This is a genomic window from Bacillus sp. z60-11 (assembly GCF_046464135.1).
Taxonomy (GTDB): domain Bacteria; phylum Bacillota; class Bacilli; order Bacillales; family Bacillaceae; genus Bacillus; species Bacillus sonorensis_A.
In genome coordinates this window covers 92,998-114,623 of sequence record NZ_JBIYSN010000003.1, presented here as the reverse complement: position 1 = coordinate 114,623, position 21,626 = coordinate 92,998, and the positions used below count along the sequence as shown (strand labels likewise).

Below are 21,626 nucleotides of genomic sequence, written 5' to 3'. Positions count from 1 at the left end.
TTGAAATAATATCAAATTAACATAATCATCCAAATAAGGGAAGAGGCGAAGTGCTTAGGCATGTTTATTCACCTTGAGTCAGCCGTTTGCAAGAAAAAAAAGATTAGACAGCTGTCTAATCTTTTGGCTAAATTGCCGCTTTAATCTGCTTCGTATAGTAGAAGCGGACAATGAAAAAGTAGAACACCTGGATCGCAAAAAAGATCCCGAGAACCATTGCCGATTCCTTGAAAAGATTATAACGGAACGCATGTGATAAAGCGGTGAGCGCAACCGCTCCATGGACCAGGGCGACAACGATCGGCGCAAAGAAAAGGATGCCGATTTGTCTGCTCAGTACTTTTTTGAGCTCGCGGTCTGTCAGACCCATCTTCGAAATGGACTTGAACTTCTGTTTATCATCGTCAAGATCTGTATAAAGACGGAAGTAAAGGAAGCTGCCTGCGGAAACGAAAAAGACGATGCCGATAAACAATCCTACGAATAAGATGGGGCCATACCCTCTACTGATATCATATACCTCATAATCGACAGCAACGAACTGAAAAGGATCTAATTTTTTCGCCAGCTTCTCTCCGGCTTCAATCACTTGCCTGTCATTTTTGTCCTGAGCCTGCCATGCATAGAACCATGTTTCCCTTTTTGGTTTTCTCAGCTTCTGATAGTCGCTGTCTGTCACAACGTAATAAGAGCCTGTTTCAGGCAATGCCTTTGATCGAACGACTTGATCAGCGTGAATCTTTCTCTCCGGGGCAAGGGTGATCGGCTGCTTAAGCAAATCACTTCCCCCGCGGTCTTCTCGTTCGTCAAATTCGACTGCCGCGGCTTTTCCTTCTTGAAGCTTGATTTGCTCCGCACCGATAAGGACAGCGAACCGGTTATAATCGGATTGCTTGGCGATCAGCACGCTTTCGCCGTTGATTTCGAAGTACTTTAGTAACGCTTCGGCTTTTTCTGTTTGAATGTTCTTCTCTTTCAATGTTTCATCAATGAACACGACATCTTTTTCAGTGTTTTTGTTATTTTCCCCGGCACTATACGTGAATGTATTGGGGTTCATTTTTTTCATCCCGCCGGTCAAAAGGGTTTGAAAACCGTATAACGTGCCGATGGCGCTGAACGCGACGGTCGATATGATGGCCACCATAAAAAACGTCCGCGCATTGTCTTTCATCCGGAAAGAAAGGTCGGAAAATAAAATCATGTTCGTTTTCCGCCAAAACAAGCTCTCCCGCTTTTTAAGCCGGCGAATGACAAATACGCTCAACTGTGTAAACAGCAAATATGTTCCGAGAATGACGACAATTGTCACCGGAAGCATCGCTATAAAAACGCCGTTTCCCTTTGCAGCCAAAGCGACATAATAGCCTGAAGCCAACAACAAAGCCGCAAGCAGCGTCAGCAGGACGGATGCCTTCGGCTCGCCTTTTGACTTCTGATTTCCTTTCAGCAAATGGATCAGCTTTTCACTGCGCAGCACAAATGATACGAGAAAAGAAATGAATAAAAACAGGGCGGTAAAGGATACAAACGTGACAATGATCGCCAAAAGCGGAAAATAAAAATTGAGCTTGTTTTCAATAATCAGCACATTTTCGGCTGCAAGCAGGATTAATTTTGCAAATACAAGTCCAAGGACAATCCCGCCAATCGTCGCAAAAAAGCCAATCAACATATTTTCCAAAAATACCATCGTGCGGATCTGGCGCATCGACATCCCCTGAATCATTAAAACGCCGAATTCCTTTCTTCTCGATTGCAGGAATGAGCTCATCGAGTACAATACAAAGAAAAAAGAAAAGACAAAGATAATGCCGCGGGCTACAGAGAGACCTCCGGACGCCTTCTGTCCCATGCCGGTGCTGAGGGAATCCCCGCCAAGAGCCGGATGGAATGCAAATATCGCAAATGTAAAAAACACCATCACCGTGAACATGCTGCTGAGAAAATAAGCGGCATAAAGCCTTTTGTTGCGAATGACGTTGTTAAACGCGAACTGACGAAAGGTCATGTGCATCCCCTCCCAGCAAAGAAAGCGTGTCGAGAATCTTTTGGAAAAAGGCCTGACGGTTATCGCCGCGGCTCATTTCCGAATACAGCTTTCCGTCTTTAATAAAGACGACCCGGTTGCAGAAGCTGGCCGCTTGAGGATCGTGCGTGACGAGCAGCATTGTCGTCTTCTCATTCCGGTTGATTGATTCAAGCATTTCCATGACATCTTTTGATGACTTCGAATCAAGATTTCCCGTCGGTTCATCGGCAAGCAGAAGCTTCGGCGAATGAATCATCGCTCTGGCTACGGCAGCCCGCTGCGCCTGTCCTCCTGATATCTCGAATGTGCGCTTTTTCATGATGTGCGTGATGCCGAGTTTTTCGGCTAAAGCGTGCGCTTTCCGCTTCATCTCTTTGACCTTTTCTCCATCCAATGTCAACGGCAGGACGATGTTTTCTTCCACCGTTAATGTAGGCAAAAGGTTAAAGTCCTGAAAAACAAATCCAAGCTCTCTCCTGCGGAACTTGGCCAGCTTTTCTTTTTTAAGCAAATGCGGATTTTTCCCGTTGATCAGGATTTCTCCTGTCGTCGGTTCATCGATGGTCGCAATCATATTTAACAGGGTCGTTTTACCGCTTCCGGAAGGACCCATGATGCCGACAAATTCCCCTTCCTCAATCGTCAGGTTAATATCGGTTAACGCACGGTATGCGATTTTTCCTTCATAAATTTTACTTGCTTGTTTGACATGAAGCATCACAAGATCTCCTTTCACATTTCACTTTCGATCTGTGACCAGTTTATCGAAACGGACGGATAGCTAGCTATCGATTATTCTTTCACTTTCATTACATCGATGTAAGGTTTTGCGTCTGTGTGAAGATCGTGCGAACCGTCGTACCCTTCCCTTCCTCTGACTCGAGTTCAAGCCGATGGCCGAGCTGGTCGGCCGCCGTTTTTGCCAGGTAGAGGCCCATGCCCGTCGATTCTCTGAATTTACGGCCGTTTTCCCCTGTGAAGAACGGATCGAATACGCGGTTTTGATCTATTTTCGGGATGCCGGCACCGAAGTCTGTCACTTCCAATACCGCTTCACCGTCTTTTTCATCAAGCGAAATGATGATGGTATTGTTTTTTCCCGCCGAATATTTCACCGCATTATGAATGAACTGAGTCAGCATGAAAAACAGCCACTTTTCGTCCGTTTCGACAATAATGCCTTGCCTTTGCTCCTGAAACTTAGGATACACCTGATTGCGAATATAAAACCGCTTGTTTTCCTGATTGACCTCATGGACAATATCGGCCAACACAACCGGTTTAACGTGGAAATCCTGTTCGATTGTACGCAGGCGGGCCATATAGAGGATGGTATTCAGCCCGGTTTTGATTCGCTCCGTCTCCTCGCGGATGCTTGATGATTCCGGTTCATCCAAATTTTGCGCCGTCAGCTCAATCACAGACAGCGGCGTTTTCATCTGGTGAACCCATTGATCCATAAAGGTCAGATGTTCTTTCTTTCCGCGCTCCAGTTCCTTCAATTCATGTCGATAATGTCTGTACTGGCTTTTCAGCAGCTGTTCAAGCGCTTCTCCCAGAGGAGACAGGGGCTGACTCGTTTTTTGAAAGGTGTCATCCAGTGACGCGAGGGTGCTGCCAAGGCGCTGATAAAAGGTGCGGCGCGTATAGTAGTGATAGACAAGGTAGCTTCCCAAAAGGAAAAAACCGAGAAAAACGGCATACAAAGCAGGCCTGATGTGTCGGTATCCATCAAGCCAGTAGACGAGCAGCATCACGAAAAACTGGAGCGCCTGTACGGCGATCAATAGATAGTGTTCTTTGAAAAAAAGCTTCATTCCTCTCCCGCCTTTACCCATGATACATTCAGGCGGTAGCCGGCGCCTCTTACGGTTTCCACCGCATCATCAATATCAAGCTCCTGAAATTTTTTGCGGACGCGGGCTATATTGACATTGAGCGTATTTTCATCAACATATGCCTGATCATCCCACAGCTTGGCCAGCAAATCTTCCCGGCCCGAAATCCGCGGGTGCCGCTCCATTAAGCTTTCGATAATATCGGCTTCTTTTTTTGTTAAAGATGCCGTTTTGCCTGCAAAACTCAATTCGAGCCGTTCCGGAAACAGCCGCAGCCCCTCTTTTTCAAGCATCCGCTCCTCGGATTTTGCCGCATATTCCCCGTAAGCGCGGCGAAGCTGGCTGCGGATTTTCGCCATGACAATCTCGGAGTGAAACGGCTTCGTAATAAAGTCATCCCCGCCGTTTTCCAAAGCCATCACCTGATCCATTTCACCCGTACGCGCCGAAATAAACAGCACAGGGCAAATCGATTCCCGGCGTATTTGCCGGCACCAATAATAGCCGTCAAAGCTCGGCAGATTAATATCAAGCAGCACAAGATCAGGCTGTTCGCTTCTGAACTGGTCCATGATATGGTCAAAATCCTCGACGACAGTGACATGATATCCGTATTTAACAATGTGGGTTCTTAATAAATCCGCAATCTTCGGATCATCTTCAACGATCATGATGTTTTGCATTGTCTGTCTCTCCTTTGTTTGGCTATATTATGACATGAAGCTGTCTCTTTCACAAAACCGGCCAACCTTACAATCGTGTAAGGAAACTGTCATATGAATCCATTTCTTCTGCTTTACTTTTTTTATAAAATTGTGCCAGACAACGCTGAAAGAGGAGTAAAGTGCCATGAAAAAACCGAATGCAAAATGGCTGGCTGCGGTTCTCATCGCCGTCGCTGCGGTGTTTGCATTGCAAAAGCTGACGGGCGGTCTTGTCCCGATAGCCGATGAGGTGATCCAAAGCATGCAGCAGCATGAATACTACGCAAAAACGACGGAGAACGCGGTAACATTCAAGAAAGGCAAATATGTCTATCAGCTCACCGGATTTGATGCAGGCGGAAACGGACAGCCATTCAAAACAGAGCTCGACCATAAGCTGCACCCGGGCGCATATTTGAAAATCAAAGCCAGGGGGACAAAGGAAAGCCGCATGTTTGAAATCAAAAAAGAGGCGGTGCCTGAAGGGGCTTTGGCCAAACTGGAATCATGAAAATCCCCACCTTGGGAGATGGGGATTTTGGTTTAATATTTAAAACGATTGATCACCGTTTGCAGCTCTTCAGCCAATTGCGACAATGATTCTGCTGCATATGAGATTTCCTCCATGGAAGCAAGCTGTTCCTGCGTTGAAGCAGCAACGGTGTTTGTGCCGTCTGACGTTTCTTTTGTGCCAGCCGCCAATGTCTGAACCGTATTCTGGATCACTTCGACACCTGATGTCAGCTGTTGCGTGGACGCTGCCACTTCTTGTATTTGCGAAGCAACCTGTTCCACCAGATTGAGAATTTCATTGAAATTCCCGGTTGTTTCCCTTGAAAGAGCAATACCCGAGCTGACGTTCTCTTGTACAACTTTAATATTATTGACCGTTTCCACCGATTCATTTTGGATGGTTGATACCAATGCTTGTATGTGAGTGGCCGATTGATTTGTTTCATCCGCCAATTTTCTTACTTCTTCCGCCACAACGGCAAACCCTTTTCCTTGTTCTCCGGCTCTGGCCGCCTCGATCGCCGCATTCAGCGCCAGCAAGTTCGTCTGCTCGGAAATATCTGTGATCAAAGAAGAAATATCTCTGATCTCGGCAGTGCTTGCCACCAATGCCTTAAGGCCGTTTCCGGCCGAATTGACGGATTTGTCAATGAAATTCATTTGATCCAGCATTTTATGGACGGATTCAGAACCGATTTCTGCTTTGTCTTTCATCGAAGAAGAAAGGTCCGCGATGCTGCCTGTATTTGCAGCGACAGAGGAAAGGCGCTCCAACAATTCATTAATCGATTCCGAGCTTTTTTCGGTCATGGCGCTTTGCTGCGTATTACTGTCGGCGATCGTCTGCATCGCTTCGGAAATATGTTCGGAGGTTGACTTTGATTCTTCCGCGCTCGCAGACAATTCTTCCGATGAGGCTGCGACCTGTTCAGACGAGCTGCTGATCTGCTTGACAATTTGTGTTAATGAGTCGACAAAAGCATTGAACGAATGGGCCAGCTGACCGAATTCATCTTTATTTTTGACAATGACTTTTTTCGTCAAGTCCGCTTCTCCATGCGCAATGTCCTCCAGCTGCTTGTTAAGGCTTCTGAGCGGCACCATAATCGACTTCAAGAGCAATAGGCTCAGGATCACGCCTAAAATGGCTGATACACCTGTAATCGTGATGAAGAACCACTCGCTCATTTTCCCATTATCGCGAATTTCAGCTTTTAAGTCTTTGACATCCTCGTCAAGGCTGTCCACCAGTTTATTGACAGACGGATCCAATACTTCTTTTCGCAGCGATCTTTCTTCACCGAAGTGGATGGATTCTGCTTTCTTCGGACTTGAATCATAAGTTTGCAGTACTTGTTGATTTAAAGCCCAATAATCCGTAAAGTTTTGTTTAATTTCTTCCACATTCGCTTCATATTTTTCATCATGAATCAGGCCTTTGACCCTGTCGAGACTTTTTAAGACATCATCGGCCTTCTCCTTCATTCCATCGCCATATTCCTTATCACCGGTAATGATAAAACCTCTTTCATCATTTGATAATCCAGTCAACCGATATTGGATGTGCTTGACCTCTTTTTGGAACTCCATTTTGTCCTTCAGCACTTCATTCTTGCCGACCGTCGAAGAGATCACCAAAACGGAGGAAACGCCAATTCCAATGATTGAAATGACTAAAATCGAGATGATCCCCAGCAATTTCGTTTTCACTTTCATCGTATTTATCCTTCCTTATCTATGTCATAAAAAAATGTCCTGAAACAAACTTACGTCCCTATTATCGACATTATTCGTCAAATTTTGAGGTCATTTGTGAACAGACTGATCGCGGTTTTTTTAGGACAAAAAAGGTTCTGCCGGGTGAGCAGAACCTTTTGAATCAATGAATTTGTCTTTCTATGGAATGGACATTTTGATAGAAATGATGAAAATAATCATTTGTTTCCGCTACAATCACTTTCCATAATAGAAGAATGGCGATTAAATTCGGAATCATCATCAGCGCGTTGGCCATATCGGCAAATGCCCATACTGTGACAAGGTTGGCGACCGTTCCTATTCCGCAGGCGAGTATATAAACGAGGCGGTATCCTGCGATTCCCTTAGGACCGGCCAGGTACTCGAAACACTTTTCACCATATACATACCAGCCGACAATCGTCGAAAAACCAAAGAAGATAACGGAAAGCGAGACGATATACTCTCCGGCTGCTCCCAGAACAGAGCCGAACGCTGCGCTTGTCAATGCCCCGCCCTCCAGGGTGCCGTCATGGGGAACGCCGGAAATCAATCCGCCGGAAGGGTCCCAGAAACCGGTAATGAGCAGGGTTAAACCGGTCATCGTACACACCACGATCGTGACAATAAACGTACCGGTCATGGCGACAAGCGCTTGTTTCACCGGGTGATCGGCTCTGGCATTGCCTGCGATCAATGCTGCTGTACCAAGACCCGCCTCATTTGAAAAAATACCGCGGGACACACCGTTGCGAATCGCTTCAGATACGGCAATTCCAAGAAAACCGCCGGTCGCCGCTACAGGGTGGAACGCATAATCAAAAATCAGTTCAAAAGCCGGCACGATCCTATCGTAGTTCAAAATCAGGATCAAGATCGCCCCGCCCATATACAAGAATGCCATGATCGGCACAAAGAAGCTGGCAACGGTGCTGATCCGCTGAATGCCGCCGAAAATAATCACGCTGACAAGAATGACTAAAATCAACCCTGTCACCCAGTTGGCCATGCCAAAGCTGTTTTGTGTCACATCGGCGATTGTGTTGGATTGCACACTGTTTCCTATTCCTAAAGCGGCAAAGGCGCCAAACAGGGCAAAAGCGACCGCCAGCCCTTTAAACTTGCGGCCGAGCCCGCGTTCAATATAATACATCGGCCCGCTTGAATATTCGCCCTTATCATTTTTGACGCGGTACTTGACGGCGAGCAACGCTTCCCCATACTTCGTCGCCATCCCTAACAAACCGACAATCCACATCCAAAAGATTGAACCCGGGCCGCCTAGTGTCAAAGCAGTTGCCACACCGGCGATATTGCCGTTTCCAATTGTGGCAGCGAGCGCTATCATAAGCGCTTTAAAATGACTGACATCGCCTTCAGCAGCCGCATCCTTGGCGTCTTCTTTTCCAAACCCTATCTTAAACGCATAGATCAGGCGGCGAAATTGCAGTCCTTTTAAAACAATCGTTAAAAATAAGCCTGTCCCAAATAATAAAATTAAACTGGGCGGCCCCCATAATACATGATTAATCTTTCCTAGTATCTCTAACATATCCAAACGACTCACTCCTGACAAAGATAGCGCTTTCATATCGCATGAGATATTCTATCATAATGAAAAATCGTTATGTTTGTGAAACAACACAAAATGTAAGCGATTACATTTGTTTTTTTAACAAAACGATTTTTTCTAGTAAAATATTTTAAAAAAAAATGGACACAGATCTGTCATTGTTCACGAATTTGTTAAATTTCACAAAAAAGCGCTTTCATTTTTAATTTTCCGCACGATGTTCTTCCCGATGCAGAGAATTATACTAGCGGTAGAATCATATTTTAGGGAGGAAGACATCATGATCATTGGGATTCCAAAGGAAATTAAAAATAATGAAAACCGTGTAGCCATTACCCCTGCCGGCGTTGTCGCCCTGGCCGAAAACGGTCATCAGATCTTAATAGAACAAGGCGCCGGAATTGGGAGCGGATTTGAGGATGCCGACTATTCAGCTGCCGGAGCAGCGATCATCCCCGAAGCCAAAGATGTATGGGCGAAAGCGGAAATGATCATGAAGGTGAAAGAACCGATCAGCTCTGAGTACGGCTACTTCCGCAAAGGATTAATCCTATTCACATACCTTCATCTTGCTGCCGAACCGCAGCTTGCCAAAGCGCTCGTCGAAAGCGGTGTCACGGCCATCGCATATGAAACGGTCCAAGTTAATGGAACGCTTCCGCTCCTGACGCCGATGAGTGAAGTGGCGGGACGGATGGCGTCACAAATCGGAGCCCAATTTCTTGAGAAATCAAAAGGCGGCAAAGGCATTCTCTTATCCGGTGTACCGGGTGTCAAACGCGGCAAAGTCACGATCATCGGCGGCGGTGCGGTGGGAACAAACGCTGCTAAAATCGCCGTCGGCCTCGGCGCTGACGTCACACTGATCGACCTGAGCGCAGAGCGGCTGCGCCAGCTCGACGACATGTTCGGCAAGGACATCCAAACGCTGATGTCCAATCCGCTCAATATCGCAGAAGCGGTCAAAGAGTCAGATCTTGTGATCGGCGCGGTATTAATTCCGGGAGCAAAAGCGCCAAAGCTTGTCACAGAAGAAATGATCAAGTCCATGTCGCCGGGCTCAGTTGTCGTGGATGTTGCAATTGACCAGGGCGGAATCATTGAGACGGTCGACAAAATCACGACACATGACAACCCGACCTATACAAAACACGGTGTCGTCCATTATGCCGTTGCAAATATGCCCGGCGCCGTTCCGCGCACATCAACGATCGGCTTAACAAACGTCACCATTCCTTACGCCATGCAGATCGCCGGCAAAGGTGTTGAAAAAGCGATTGCCGAGAATGAGGCGCTGGCTCGCGGTGTCAACGTGGCGAACGGAAGCATCACATATGAAGCGGTCGCCCGCGATCTTGGATACGAATACACCTCTGTAGAGGATGCGCTTCGGCAAACAGCGGCTGTGTAAACCCATCCCTCCCCATCGATTTGATGGAGAGGGTTTTTTCGGTTTAAGTGACAACATTGTCACCGGGATGTAAGGAAAATCGATAGTACAAAAGCAGCCGTATGGGATAAGGTGGCACTATAAAAATTTCTCCGAGGGAGGATATGACTTTGAGACTGTTTGAAGTGCTGCTGCTTTTGTCGAACACAGGTGTATTGTTGTCCGGTTTTTTTAGAAAGAAACAGCGCAGGATTGCGATTATCATTGGAAGCGGAATTGCCCTGCTTTTCCTGGTCATACACTGGGCGACCGAAGGGTTGCGGGTGCAGCTGCTTTTCCCATATGCCCTGACGGTTCTGTTCTTTGTCGGTTCCATTTATGGATGTTTTAAAAAAAATGCTTTTCGAAATATCCCCCGTCACATTTACGTGCTGTGTACTGTCATGCTTATGCTGACCGCGGGCTTCTTGTATGCTTTTCCCGTTTTTCAACTTCCGAAGCCGACGGGTGAATATCAGGTAGGAACACAGACTTTTCACTTTGTCGATTCTGACAGAGATGAGATTTTTGATGAAGTGAAAGAAGGCAAACGGGAGTTGATGGTACAAGTGTGGTACCCGGCAAAACATGCCGATGGAAGACCCGCTCCGTTTATGGAAGGCTCCGTGCTGAAGGAGGAACCGCTCTCGAAAACGCTCAGCCTTCCATCCATCGTGACCAACTATTTGACATACATTCAGAGCCATTCCTATGAAGGGGCCGAGATTGCCGATAACAGCCGTTCTTATCCGCTCATCATCTTAAACCACGGCTACAAGTCATCGCGGTTTTTTCATACTTCACAAGCTGAAAACCTTGCCAGCCATGGCTATATCGTCGCCTCCATCGACCATACATACAGCGCTTTTGCCACCGCATTTCCCGATGGAAGGATGGCCCCGATGAAAACAGATGAATATTTGATCGCTGAAAAAAACTACCGCGACAAGGTAGGGAAGGTTTGGACAGACGATATCAAATTCGTTCTCGACCAGTTCGAACGAATCAATGCCGGGAACCTTCCCACCCGCTTGAAAGGGAGTGTCGATATGAACCATATCGGCGTCTTTGGCCACTCCTTCGGCGGAGCCGCTTCATACGACGCCTCTTATGACAGCAGAGTCACAGCGGGCATTGACCTTGACGGCGGCCTGTACCGCTACCATAACCGTCCGGGTTCAACCAAACCTTTTCTGTTTATGTTCTCTGAAAGCACATTCGACCGCTTTAATAAAGTCAGACAGAAATACGTCTATACTGATAAAGAATTAAAAACAATGGGGGCAACAAGAGAAGAAATCGCTAAGGAGACAAAAGACGCCGAAGCTGAGATCGCCCATTTTCAAAACGCCGGCAAGTACGGCGGCCACATTCTGTATGTCAAAGGAATGGAACACTACAACTTTGCCGATGTCCAGTTTTTCACCCCCTTTCTCCGACAGACCGGAATGACAGGACAAATCGATCCGCTAAGAGCGGCTTCCATCGTCAACGCCTATACCTTAAGCTTTTTTGACAAACATTTAAAAAACAAAAGCGGTCGGCTGCTTGAAGGGCCGGCTGACGAGTTTCCCGAAGTGAAATTTGCCGATACGCTGTTTGATGGGAGAAAGCAATGAAAAAGAAGCCCAGATTTTGTGTCTGGGCATTACTTTTATTTTTCCCTGTCATCTTGCTTTTTGATACAATACAAAATCGTCAATACTCCCCCACGCGCCCGGCCCCGCTGTCACGCTTACACCAATCGTCACCGCCCCGTCTTTCACAAGGATCTCCGAAATCTCAGGGTTCTTCCAGTTTCCCCAGCCATTCACGGCTGCGGCAGCTCGATATTCTTGGCCGCTTGTTTTCGCAAAAAGATATAGTTCCGCACCTTCAGCGTTCCCGCCTTGCAAAAACGCCGAAAGCTGATATGTCCCCCGCTTCAACCCGGTAATCGTCTGTTCTGCTTTGAAATCGACTCTGTCATCCGAGAAAAAATGAAGTGAAACATTTCCCGACTTGGCGTCTGCGGAATTTTCCAGGTAGTCGGTGTGAGGGGAAGCGCCGTTCCCGTCCACATGCTGCTGTCATGCTCTTCAAAGCCAGGATTCAGCACAAGATTTTCAGGTGAGCCAAAACGGTCTTTCCGCCTTTGACAACACCTTCGATCACATATTCTCCAACACCTTTTTTGATGGCCCGTTTCAACGCTTTTTGATCCCATGTCACAACGGCGCTTCCCTCGTCTCCGTTATTGTAGGTGACCTTTACCGATTCAGGCAGAGAAATGTTCCCGCCTGACACTGCGTTTATCGAAACGTCTTTGATCTCGTCAATTGAAAGGCGCGCCACCGCACCTGTATCGACGTATTGAAAGACGTTGAGAGAGGGCAATGGACGACCGTTGAAATCAAATAATGCCTGATTGTCTACAGCACTTCCGCCAAACCACTTTCCGGCGTCTTCGGGATCATATTCGGCGGCATAGCTTGTGGCCCAGCCCGAGCCATATGTTTCCCACAGCGTTTTATTTTTTTGGAGCTGATGAGCCGGGCCGACAGGAATCCATGCCGGCTCCCAATAAAAAACGCCAATCCCCGCGTCCCCAACATCAGCAACCGCTTGAATCACATCTCTCACCGCATGCGCCTGCCCTTGAACGGTGACCGGGTAATGTAACGTTTGGCCCGAATCTTTTGGTGCCGTGTTTTCATGGCCATCCCCGTCCTCGGCTGTATACGTATAGGAGGTCTCCGCAACCATCACCTTTTTACCGTAATGGTCGGCCACATGTTTCAGCACCGATGTTAAATTGGCTAGTGTCCCATGCCAAAATGGATAATACGAGCTTGAAAAAACGTCATAGTCTACACCGTTGCGGTCAAGGGTTTCAGCGATTGCTTCATACCGCCCCGGCGTTTCGGGATTGGTAAAGTGAAGAGCCACCAAAACATTTGAATCCACGTCTCTGACCGCTCTGCTCCCTTCATTAAACAATTCGCACATCTTTGACCAGTCTTTTTCACCGGCCATCACCCCGTTTGTCTCATCGCCAACCTGGACCATGCCAATATCGATTCCCTCTTTTCGCATCGTCTCCAGGCTTTCTTTTGTATATTGGTAGAGCGCCCGTTTTTTATCTTCAAAGCTTAAGTTCGCCCATGCCTTCGGGGCCTTCTGTTTGGCCGGGTCAGCCCAGAAATCGGAGTAATGGAAATCGACCAGCAGTTTCATGCCGTTGGCCGTCGCCCGTTTTCCGATTTGAACGGCCTTCTCAAGATCGCTGTTGCCCCCTCCATAGCCGTGTCCTTTTCTATCATATGGATCATGCCAGACACGCACCCGCACATAATTGACGCCCGCTTCTTGAAGGGTCTTAAATATGTCCTGTTGTTTACCGGACTCATTGTAAAATTCCACGCCGCTTTGTTCTAAAGCGATCACACTGGAGACATCAACTCCTTTTATAAAATCCTTGTCGATCCCGTCTACTTTTTTTACAAAAATATCAGCTTTTACCGGTGCAGAAGCAGCCCCGGCTTCAGCCGGTCGTTCGCCTAACACGACCATCAGTGCGCAAAAAACAGCCAGCAATGTTGGGTACCTTCCTCTTTTTCTCATACTTTCTCCCACCCCTTTTCAAGAAAGCGTTTTCAATTAATCTTTTAAAAAAGCATCCGCTCATGGCTGTCATAAGAGAACGAGCGGATGACCTTGCTGCTACATATTCTTTCGGTTGACTGCGATTCTCGTTTCATACTTGTCCAATGTCACATCACCTGTGATCAATTCACCGGTCAGCATATCCGTGACACTTGATGAAAATGTAACAGGCTGGCGCTTTTCTGTGAAATTCATGACGAAGATATAATCATGTTCATCATTCTGCCGGACCTGGACAGACACTCCTTTGCCGTGATTGACCGGAAATGCCGGCTTTAAGGACAGCTCTTCCATCAAGGATTGGTAAAAATCGCGGTGAAATTGATCGTTTAACCGCGCTCCGATGTAGTGCGTTTTCCCTTCTTGATAGCGGTGGCTTGTAACAGCCGGCGAATTCGCATAAAAATCATACTGATAGAAGCCTTCAGCGACTGCCGCGTTTATTTTCAGCACGGTTGCATAGTCTCTCAGTTCATACGACTGGTTCCGGTAAGCTACTGCATTTTTGTCGCCTGGATAAAGCGTGTCCGTCTCCATGGGCTCAATGCCAAATATCTCTTTCAGGTCGGGATGCCATCCGCCTAAATAGGTTAAGTCATGTTCATTCACAAGCCCGCTGATGTAAGTCATGACTAATGTACCGCCATTTGCCACAAATGCTTTCAAACGGGCGATCGTTTCTTCGCTTGCTAAATAAAGCATCGGCGCGATTAGAAGTCGGTATGAGGAAAAATCCTGTTCCTTGGTGATGACGTCGACGGGAATATCCCGTTCCCAAAACGGGCGGTAATGCTCATGCAATGTTTGCATATAGCGCTTCGTTTTCAGCCCAAACCCTTGCGCATCAGCAAGCGCCCAATGGTTTTCCCAGTCAAACAGAATCGCTGTGTCCGCCGGACGATTCGTGCCGACGACCTCAGACAGCTGCTCCAGCGTCTGCCCCACCTTCACCACTTCTTGAAAGACGCGGTTCTCTGTACTGTTGTCATGGCCAACAACCGCACCGTGAAATTTTTCCGATGAGCCGCGGGATTTCCGCCATTGAAAATAGAGGATGCTGTCAGATCCGTGGGCGATCATCTGCACAGAAGACAGAAGGTGCATGCCCGGCCGTTTCGCTTTATTAAAATCGTGCCAATTGACAGCGCTTGGCGTCGATTCCATTAAGAGAAACGGCTGCTGTTTCAGGCTGCGGTACAAATCATTGATAAAGCCGACTTTCATGGCCAAATCTGCTGTGCTTTCCCAATCGTTGTGCCAGGCGGGATACGCGTCCCAGCTGATCACGTCCAGGTGCTTGGCAAACTTGCTGTAGTCCAGCCCTTGAAACGGAATGAGATCATGCGTGTCCGCCATAAAGTTGGTCGTAATCGGAATATTCGGCGTGATTTCCTTTAACGGAACGATTTCATTTTGAAAGAAAGAGATCGTCTGGTCAGTGACGAAGCGGCGCCAGTCCAAATTCAAGCCGTGCACCGCATGTTCCCCGATCGGAGACGGCGATTCAATCTGTGACCAATCGTTGAAGGTATGGCTCCAAAAAGGCGTCCACCATGCGTCATTCAAAGATTTAAGATCATGGTTGTACTTCTTTTTCAGCCAGTCTCTGAAGGCGTGCTGACATTGATCACAATGGCATTCTCCTCCGTATTCGTTGGAAACATGCCACATCAAAAGGGCAGGATGGCTGCCGTACCTATCAGCCAGCAAGCGGTTGATCTCTCTCGTTTTTTCACGGTATACGTCTGAAGTGAAGCAATGATTGTGCCTTCCGCCATGCAGCTGTTTGACACGTTCTGCATTCACGCGCAGCACTTCCGGATACTTTTGCGACAGCCAAGCAGGACGGGCGCCGCTCGGTGTCGCTAATATAATCCGGCCGCCGTTCCGGTGAATGCTCTCAAACATATCATCCAGCCATTCAAACGTATAGACGCCTTCCTCCGGCTCAAGAGCGCTCCATGAAAAAATCCCCACTGAAAATGTATTCGTATGGGCAAGCTTCATCAGCCTGATGTCATCCGCAAGAATATCCGGACGGTCAAGCCACTGATCCGGATTGTAGTCTCCCCCGTGAAGCATGTATTTTGCTTGTGTCGTATAAATTTTTGGCATGATACTCTCCTTTTTTAGACCATATTCTGCTGACTATCCTTTTGTTCCGCCTGCCGTCAATCCTGACACAAAGTTCTTTTGCAGCATGATAAAGATGACGGCTACCGGAATGCTGATCAAAATGGCGCCGGCGGCAAACGTCGTATAGCTGGCTCCCATCACTTCATTGACTAAATTGTATAAACCGATCGGCAATGTATACGACTCCGGTGTCCGCAATATCGTCGAAGACAAAACGAAATCCCCGAGCGGCCCGGTGAATCCGTTCATGGCAACGACCGCGATCATCGGTTTGGATAGCGGCATAATAATCTGCAGAAAAATCCTTGTATTGCTTGCGCCGTCAATCTTAGCGCTCTCATCCAAATCGATGGGAATCGAGTCCATATACCCTTTCATCAAATACGTGTTCATCGGTATGAGTCCGCCGATGTACAGCATAATCAGCAGCCAATGGCTGTTCATCATTCCCAGCATCTGCGCTAAAACAAAGAGCGCAACCAAAGCCGAAAATTGAGGAATCATTTGCAGCAGCAAGAACAAAACTAAAGCGTTTTTTCTTCCTTTAAAACGAAATCTTGAAAAAGCATAAGCTGTAAAAGAAACGCTGATGACCGACCCGACCATCGTAAAGATGCTGATTTTCAGCGAGTTTACATACCATTGCCCGTATTGGAGGTTCTCTTTGCCGGCGAATAATTCTCTATAGTGATCCAATGTCGGATTTGCCGGAATAATAGAAGTACTGACCAAACTGTTGCCGGGATTAAAGCTGGCTCCCACAGTCCAAAGCAGAGGGTAGATGATAACGGCTGTCATAAAAACCAACAGAGAGTAGGTCAGAAGGAGCCGAAAGAGTCTTCTTTTCTTCATATGTTAAGCCCCCTCTTTGAAAGAATTTGTCCGTCTGAACTGCCACAGTGCGATCGAGATGACAAAGACCGACAGCAGGATCGTCAATGCGGCAGCTAAAGAGTACTGGCTCGACTGCATCGTTAATTTGTAAATCCAGGACACCAGAATATCGGTTCCTCCCGCTGTTGACCCGGGAACAGCCGGACCGCCTCCATTGAATAGATAAATAATATTGAAGTTATTAAAATTAAAAGTGAATTGTGTAATGATAATCGGCGCCATCGCGATTAAAATCAGCGGCAATGTGATATGCCTGAATTTCGAAAACGCAGACGCGCCGTCAATGGTCGCCGCTTCATAAAGGTCGTCCGGAATCGACTGCAGAACACCGGTTGTTACAATGAACACATAAGGAAATCCGAGCCATCCCTGCATGAGGATCAGCGCCAGCTTCGTCCAATTGGCATTCGTCATCCAAGGAATCGGATCGATGCCGAATGCGGCGAGGATTTGATGATTGAAAGCACCGAAGCTGTCATTAAAAAGGCCGGCAAACACGAGAATGGTAACAAAACCGGGCACGGCCCAAGGCAAGACCAGAATCGTCCGGAAAAACTTTTTGAAGCGGACTTCCTTCTGATTGACGACAACCGCCAACAAAATTCCCAACCCGACTTGGAGCGTGGAAGCGACAAGCGTCCAAACGATGGTCCAAGCTAAAACATCCAAAAAGGTCGACCGCCAAATATCAACGGTGAAAATTTCGGAAAACGTTTTAAGTCCTACCCAATCGACAAGATGGGCTGGCGGAGAATGGTAGAGGTTATAGTTTGTAAAAGCTAATGCAAAGCTGAACAAAATCGGAAACACAACGGCAAAAATCAGGATGAACAGCGATGGCCCGCTGATGAGATACGGATATCCTTGCGCCATTAAGTTTTGATATTGTTCCTTGAGTGAACTGAGCTCCTTTTGTTCATCGCGCCTCTTTCCGTTTTGGTAGGCGTCCCGCAAATTGGCGTAATAGACAGCCAGCCCAAAACAGGTGACAATCACGGCAATGATGCCTTCTGCCAATAGAAAAATCGAGTTGTCGCGCGGCACTTCGGTTCCAAGCGTAAACAGGCCCCACAGCCCCATATTCAGCAAATCGCCAAAAACCGCGAAGAACGAGACGCCTAAAAGAAGGAATAACAGACCCTTTATCCATTGTTTATTGTAGAATTGGCCCAGACCGGGAATCATTGATAATAGTAAAGCTTTTTTGCGATGCTGCACCTTCTCTTTCACCTCTTTATATGGACGTCCTGATCATAAATGGCGCCAAACTTAAGATAAGTTTGACACCACCCGCCCGCGGCTTATTTGCTGCCGCTGTGCTTCGCTTTGATCTGTCCTTGTATCGTTTCCGCGGCTTGATCAAGCGCTTTTTTCGGTTCGGCTTTTCCGGTTGCGATTGTTTGCAGAGCCGCATCCGCCGGCGTCCATACTTCATTCATCTCAGGAATATTCGGTGTCAACTCAGAGTACTGAGATTGCTCGGCAACGGCTTGAGCCGCTTCGCTTTTTGTGACGGCAGGATCATCCGCCAATTCTTTGACAGCGGGAACTTCTTTTGTGATCTCATATCTCTTCTTTGAGTTTTCTTTATTGGCGAGGAAGACGACTAATTCTTCCGCTAGATCGGCATTCTTCGAATAAGCGCTTACATTGTAGCTTTTCACACCGACAAAAGAACTCATATGCTTGCCGTTGGACAGCTTAGGCAGCTTGGCAACCCCGTAGTTGATGCCCGCTTTTTTGAATGGTTCCAGATTCCATGGGCCTGAAATGATCGCTGCTGCTTTTCCTTCCGTAAACAGCGATTCCAGCACATTGATCCCCTGCTCCCCAATAATTCCGGCAGGGAACAGCCCCTCTTGATAAAACTTCTGAATGTACTCGGCGCCTTCGACTGCACCTTTGTTGTTCAAGCCGAGATCGGCCGGATCATAAGTGCCGTCTGCATCGCTCTTAAAAATGTAGCCGCCGTATCCTCCCATGACGCTCTGCGCATAATAAATCTGGTCAAACAGCGCCAGGAAGCCAAATTTTTTGCCGTCAGCCGTTTTTTTGGAATACTCATACCATTCATCCAGCGTTTTCGGCAGTTCTTTTTCAGAAATCAAATCTTTATTATAGTAGAGCATCGTCGTTTCGACCGCTTTCGGCAGGCCGTAGACCTTGCCGTTTGTCACCTGGGATCTCATTGCCGGTTCCGTATAGATCGATTGGATTTCTTTGTCCACCTTTAATTCCTTGATCAAACCTTCCGTTACCGCTGTTCCGATTTGATCTCCAGGCATCGTTAACACATCAGGCCCCGTTCCCGCCGGTCCATCCATCCGCAAGTCCTCGATCTGCTTTGCATAAGGCTTTTCAACGACTTTGACAGATACGCCGTGCTCTTTTTCAAATTGGGCGACGGCATCTTTAATGCCTTCGCTTTTCTCTTTATCTTCCCAGACCACGAGTTCCTTTTGCTTCGAGTCTGATGCTCCATTGCTGCTCTCTTTAGGCCCGCAGGCAGTTAAAGACAAACTGAGAGCGATGACACTGCTGATTCCAACATATTTTTTCATATTCATCATTTGTCTCATTCCTTTTATTGGAGTGAAAGCGCTTTACAAAAACAATATAGCATGTCTTAGGAAAAGTGTAAACAATTATTTTACTTACTATGGTAAAATATTTTACGAAAAAGCGCAGGCTGTTATTCAGCAGCCCGCGCTTTTTTAATTGGTGCTTTTCCTGACCACCAGCTCCGCACCGATATATAGCGTTTTTACAACTTTTCTTTTTTCAAGTATTTGCTCCAGAAGCAATTCAATAGCGTTTTTGCAAAGCTCTTTAATATCGATATGGAATGTCGTCAGCGGGGGAGATACGTATTTCGCCACACTGATGTTGTTGATGCTGATGACGCTCACCCTGCCCGGGATGGCGATCCCTTTTTCATTTAAAGCCTGAAGGCAGCCTACGGCAATCGGGTCCGCCGCTGTAAAAAAGGCCGTCGGCAGCTTTTCACCCAATCTTTCAACCGCTTTATCCATCAGATGGTAGCCGTTTTCCACCGAAAATCCCCTGCGGCAAAAAATAAAGCCTTCCTCCAAGAGCCCTTTTTCCCTCATATCATCGCGAAACGTTCGTTCCCTTACATCCATTTCGTCTTCATCGGTATTGGGATTGTGGTACGTGCCTCCGATAAAGCCGATCTTTTCATGCCCTTTTTCAATAAGAAAGTCCACCGTTTTCCTCGTCATCTGCTTTAAGTCCGGCCTGACTGAATCAAAATGATTCGGATCCGGCGTCGAATCGATAAATACTCCGTGAGGCGTCATCTGCCTTAACCGGGTTAATTCATCATCTGAAAATGATCCGACCGCAATGAATCCTTCAATGTTTTCGGGGATGGCGTCAATACCCCCCGAAATTTTATACGTCGTCAGTTCAACGTTGAATTGCTTTGCGAGCTTCTCGATTTCCAGCCTCATCGTTTTAAAATACACGTCTTCGAGTTCCTCTTTATTCGTCAGCCAGTACAGAAACGCGATGTTTTTTACCAGTGTTCTGATCGTTTTTTTGCGGTAGTTCAGGCTTTCCGCCACTTCAAATATTTTCTCCCGCGTCTCATCGGGTACGGACAGGCTTTCGTCGTTATTTAATACGCGGGAAACCGTCGAGATGGAATACCCCGCCTTTTCTGCAACATCTTTTATCGTCGCCACGATTGCAAAACCTCCATGAACATCTTTCATATTTTTAGTAAAACATTTTACTAATTTAACGTTATTTTTTGTAAAAGTCAAGTGCTAATTGCCCTATCCCTGCCAATAAGGATTTTACATGAAAACGTTTCATTTGAAAAAACACTTTTTATTGCACCAATTAAAAACCCGTAGTAAACTGGGGTTAAACTTAATTAAATTAATTTATTAAGTCTGCACGTCAAACGAATGGGAGGATATATGAATACTGCAGCCGCTTTATCAAACGACTTTCGCTCTATTTTTAAGACAGAACAGACACCGCGAACCTTTTTTGCTCCGGGAAGAATCAACTTAATCGGCGAACACACGGATTATAATGGAGGGCATGTTTTCCCCGCCTCGATTTCATTTGGCACCTATGCCCTTGGCATAAAGCGCGATGATCAAATGATCCGTTTCTATTCAAAGAACTTCCCTGACAAAGGAATCATTGAATGCAGCTTGAGCGATTTAGCCTTTGATCAGTCTGACGGCTGGGCCAACTATCCGAAAGGAATGTTCCTTTTGATGAAAGCGGCAGGCCATCAAATCATTCACGGCGCCGATATTTTGTATTACGGAAATATTCCGCACGGGGCGGGCCTCTCTTCTTCCGCATCGATTGAGCTTGCGACAGGCGTTTTGTTAAAAGGGCTTTATGATTTGCAAACAGACACAATCTCCATGGTGAAGCTCGGACAAAAAGTCGAAGACGAGTACATCGGTGTGGGGAGCGGCATTATGGATCAATTCGCGATCGGCATGGGGAAAAAGGATCACGCAATTTTGTTAGACTGCCATACACTTGATTACACATACGCTCCTTTCGTGTTGAAGGAACACGATGTGATCATCATCAATTCAAACAAACAGCGGACGCTGGCCGGGTCTAAATATAATGAAAGGCGCGCCCAATGCGAAGAGGCGCTCGGCGATCTGCAGCAGGAGTTATCGATCGCAAGCCTGGGCGAATTGACGGCGGAAGCATTTGAAGCTCATCAGCACCTCATCCGCAATGAAACCAATCAAAAACGCGCCAAACATGCTGTGTACGAAAATACCCGGACGCTGAAAGCGCTGGAAAAACTTCGCGAGGGCGACCTTGCCGGATTTGGCAAGCTGATGAATGAATCTCATGTGTCATTAAGGGATGATTATGAAGTGACAGGGCTGGAGCTTGATACCATTGTCCAAGCGGCCTGGGAACAGGACGGCGTCCTGGGTGCCCGCATGACCGGCGCCGGGTTCGGCGGCTGTGCGATTGCGATTGTAGAAAAAGACCGGACAGACAGCTTTAAAGAACGCGTGAATGCCGTCTACCGCGAAACAGTTGGCTATGATGCCGCTTTTTATACTGCTGCGATAGGCGACGGCGCCAAAGAAATATAGAAAGGGGA

At 47.1% G+C, this 21,626-nt stretch carries 17 protein-coding genes and 1 pseudogene; 4 read left to right on the top strand and 14 right to left on the bottom strand.

Features of this window, described 5'->3' with window-relative positions; translation table 11 throughout:
* Positions 1-127: 127 nt before the first annotated feature.
* The 4 genes from ACINLD_RS10505 to ACINLD_RS10490 form a co-directional block, all read right to left on the bottom strand.
* Positions 128-2,011 (bottom strand): FtsX-like permease family protein, encoded by a 1,884-nt coding sequence (locus ACINLD_RS10505; protein ID WP_409444418.1) that lies wholly within the window; start codon positions 2,009-2,011, stop codon positions 128-130.
* Entirely contained in the window at positions 1,986-2,750 is a 765-nt protein-coding gene (locus ACINLD_RS10500) for an ABC transporter ATP-binding protein (protein ID WP_026589395.1), read from the bottom strand. The genes ACINLD_RS10505 and ACINLD_RS10500 overlap by 26 nt, the downstream gene beginning before the upstream one ends.
* A gap of 91 nt (positions 2,751-2,841) precedes the next feature.
* Complete coding sequence (locus tag ACINLD_RS10495; protein ID WP_026589396.1) at positions 2,842-3,849, bottom strand: sensor histidine kinase; 1,008 nt, start codon at positions 3,847-3,849, stop codon at positions 2,842-2,844.
* The gene (locus ACINLD_RS10490) at positions 3,846-4,553 is read right to left on the bottom strand and encodes a response regulator transcription factor (protein WP_026589397.1); all 708 of its coding nucleotides are present in this window, start codon (positions 4,551-4,553) and stop codon (positions 3,846-3,848) included. The genes ACINLD_RS10495 and ACINLD_RS10490 overlap by 4 nt, the downstream gene beginning before the upstream one ends.
* Before the next feature lie 166 nt (positions 4,554-4,719).
* On the opposite strand from ACINLD_RS10490, the gene ACINLD_RS10485 reads away from it, so the two are divergent.
* Positions 4,720-5,085, top strand: coding sequence for a DUF1093 domain-containing protein (locus ACINLD_RS10485; protein WP_409444419.1), 366 nt, complete (start codon positions 4,720-4,722; stop codon positions 5,083-5,085).
* Positions 5,086-5,117: 32 nt separating this feature from the next.
* Here ACINLD_RS10485 and ACINLD_RS10480 read toward each other — a convergent pair whose 3' ends face one another.
* Both ACINLD_RS10480 and ACINLD_RS10475 read right to left on the bottom strand, forming a co-directional pair.
* Positions 5,118-6,803: a methyl-accepting chemotaxis protein gene (locus ACINLD_RS10480; protein ID WP_026589399.1), complete on the bottom strand. Its 1,686-nt coding sequence runs from the start codon at positions 6,801-6,803 to the stop codon at positions 5,118-5,120.
* Positions 6,804-6,966: 163 nt separating this feature from the next.
* Positions 6,967-8,376 carry an alanine/glycine:cation symporter family protein gene (locus ACINLD_RS10475; RefSeq protein ID WP_409444458.1) on the bottom strand — a complete coding sequence of 470 codons (1,410 nt, stop codon included), beginning with the start codon at positions 8,374-8,376 and terminating at the stop codon, positions 6,967-6,969.
* A 301-nt stretch (positions 8,377-8,677) separates the two neighbouring features.
* On the opposite strand from ACINLD_RS10475, the gene ald reads away from it, so the two are divergent.
* Both ald and ACINLD_RS10465 read left to right on the top strand, forming a co-directional pair.
* The gene (gene ald / locus ACINLD_RS10470) at positions 8,678-9,808 is read left to right on the top strand and encodes an alanine dehydrogenase (protein WP_409444420.1); all 1,131 of its coding nucleotides are present in this window, start codon (positions 8,678-8,680) and stop codon (positions 9,806-9,808) included.
* 149 nt (positions 9,809-9,957) lie between these two features.
* Positions 9,958-11,445, top strand: coding sequence for an alpha/beta hydrolase family protein (locus ACINLD_RS10465; RefSeq protein WP_026589402.1), 1,488 nt, complete (start codon positions 9,958-9,960; stop codon positions 11,443-11,445).
* Between the two features lie 48 nt (positions 11,446-11,493).
* Here ACINLD_RS10465 and ACINLD_RS10460 read toward each other — a convergent pair whose 3' ends face one another.
* The 8 genes and pseudogenes from ACINLD_RS10460 to ACINLD_RS10425 form a co-directional block, all read right to left on the bottom strand.
* Positions 11,494-11,886, bottom strand: a complete 393-nt coding sequence (locus ACINLD_RS10460) for a hypothetical protein (protein ID WP_277692108.1) — start codon at positions 11,884-11,886, stop codon at positions 11,494-11,496.
* 31 nt (positions 11,887-11,917) lie between these two features.
* On the bottom strand, positions 11,918-12,112 hold the full coding sequence (locus tag ACINLD_RS10455) for an Ig-like domain-containing protein (protein WP_236251236.1): 195 nt from the start codon (positions 12,110-12,112) through the stop codon (positions 11,918-11,920).
* A 39-nt stretch (positions 12,113-12,151) separates the two neighbouring features.
* Positions 12,152-13,378, bottom strand: a pseudogene (locus tag ACINLD_RS10450) (arabinogalactan endo-1,4-beta-galactosidase); the annotation flags it as partial.
* 150 nt (positions 13,379-13,528) lie between these two features.
* Complete coding sequence (locus ACINLD_RS10445; protein ID WP_077735909.1) at positions 13,529-15,586, bottom strand: beta-galactosidase; 2,058 nt, start codon at positions 15,584-15,586, stop codon at positions 13,529-13,531.
* Positions 15,587-15,619: 33 nt separating this feature from the next.
* Complete coding sequence (locus ACINLD_RS10440; protein ID WP_077735908.1) at positions 15,620-16,459, bottom strand: sugar ABC transporter permease; 840 nt, start codon at positions 16,457-16,459, stop codon at positions 15,620-15,622.
* 3 nt (positions 16,460-16,462) lie between these two features.
* Positions 16,463-17,719 (bottom strand): carbohydrate ABC transporter permease, encoded by a 1,257-nt coding sequence (locus ACINLD_RS10435; RefSeq protein WP_077735907.1) that lies wholly within the window; start codon positions 17,717-17,719, stop codon positions 16,463-16,465.
* Positions 17,720-17,802: 83 nt separating this feature from the next.
* Positions 17,803-19,071: an extracellular solute-binding protein gene (locus ACINLD_RS10430; RefSeq protein WP_077735906.1), complete on the bottom strand. Its 1,269-nt coding sequence runs from the start codon at positions 19,069-19,071 to the stop codon at positions 17,803-17,805.
* A 144-nt stretch (positions 19,072-19,215) separates the two neighbouring features.
* Entirely contained in the window at positions 19,216-20,208 is a 993-nt protein-coding gene (locus ACINLD_RS10425; protein ID WP_077735905.1) for a LacI family DNA-binding transcriptional regulator, read from the bottom strand.
* 240 nt (positions 20,209-20,448) lie between these two features.
* Here ACINLD_RS10425 and ACINLD_RS10420 point away from each other — a divergent pair, with 240 nt between their 5' ends.
* On the top strand, positions 20,449-21,618 hold the full coding sequence (locus tag ACINLD_RS10420) for a galactokinase (protein WP_077735904.1): 1,170 nt from the start codon (positions 20,449-20,451) through the stop codon (positions 21,616-21,618).
* Positions 21,619-21,626 lie beyond the last annotated feature (8 nt).

Bases quoted from the DNA above. Each gene is read 5' to 3' on its own strand.
- ACINLD_RS10500 (WP_026589395.1), bottom strand. From the start codon at position 2,750: ATGCTTCATGTCAAACAAGCAAGTAAAATTTATGAAGGAAAAATCGCA.
- ACINLD_RS10480 (WP_026589399.1), bottom strand. From the start codon at position 6,803: ATGAAAGTGAAAACGAAATTGCTGGGGATCATCTCGATTTTAGTCATT.
- ald (WP_409444420.1), top strand. From the start codon at position 8,678: ATGATCATTGGGATTCCAAAGGAAATTAAAAATAATGAAAACCGTGTA.
- ACINLD_RS10420 (WP_077735904.1), top strand. From the start codon at position 20,449: ATGAATACTGCAGCCGCTTTATCAAACGACTTTCGCTCTATTTTTAAG.
- ACINLD_RS10490 (WP_026589397.1), bottom strand. From the start codon at position 4,553: ATGCAAAACATCATGATCGTTGAAGATGATCCGAAGATTGCGGATTTA.
- ACINLD_RS10505 (WP_409444418.1), bottom strand. From the start codon at position 2,011: ATGACCTTTCGTCAGTTCGCGTTTAACAACGTCATTCGCAACAAAAGG.
- ACINLD_RS10495 (WP_026589396.1), bottom strand. From the start codon at position 3,849: ATGAAGCTTTTTTTCAAAGAACACTATCTATTGATCGCCGTACAGGCG.
- ACINLD_RS10440 (WP_077735908.1), bottom strand. From the start codon at position 16,459: ATGAAGAAAAGAAGACTCTTTCGGCTCCTTCTGACCTACTCTCTGTTG.
- ACINLD_RS10475 (WP_409444458.1), bottom strand. From the start codon at position 8,376: ATGTTAGAGATACTAGGAAAGATTAATCATGTATTATGGGGGCCGCCC.
- ACINLD_RS10430 (WP_077735906.1), bottom strand. From the start codon at position 19,071: ATGATGAATATGAAAAAATATGTTGGAATCAGCAGTGTCATCGCTCTC.
- ACINLD_RS10445 (WP_077735909.1), bottom strand. From the start codon at position 15,586: ATGCCAAAAATTTATACGACACAAGCAAAATACATGCTTCACGGGGGA.
- ACINLD_RS10485 (WP_409444419.1), top strand. From the start codon at position 4,720: ATGAAAAAACCGAATGCAAAATGGCTGGCTGCGGTTCTCATCGCCGTC.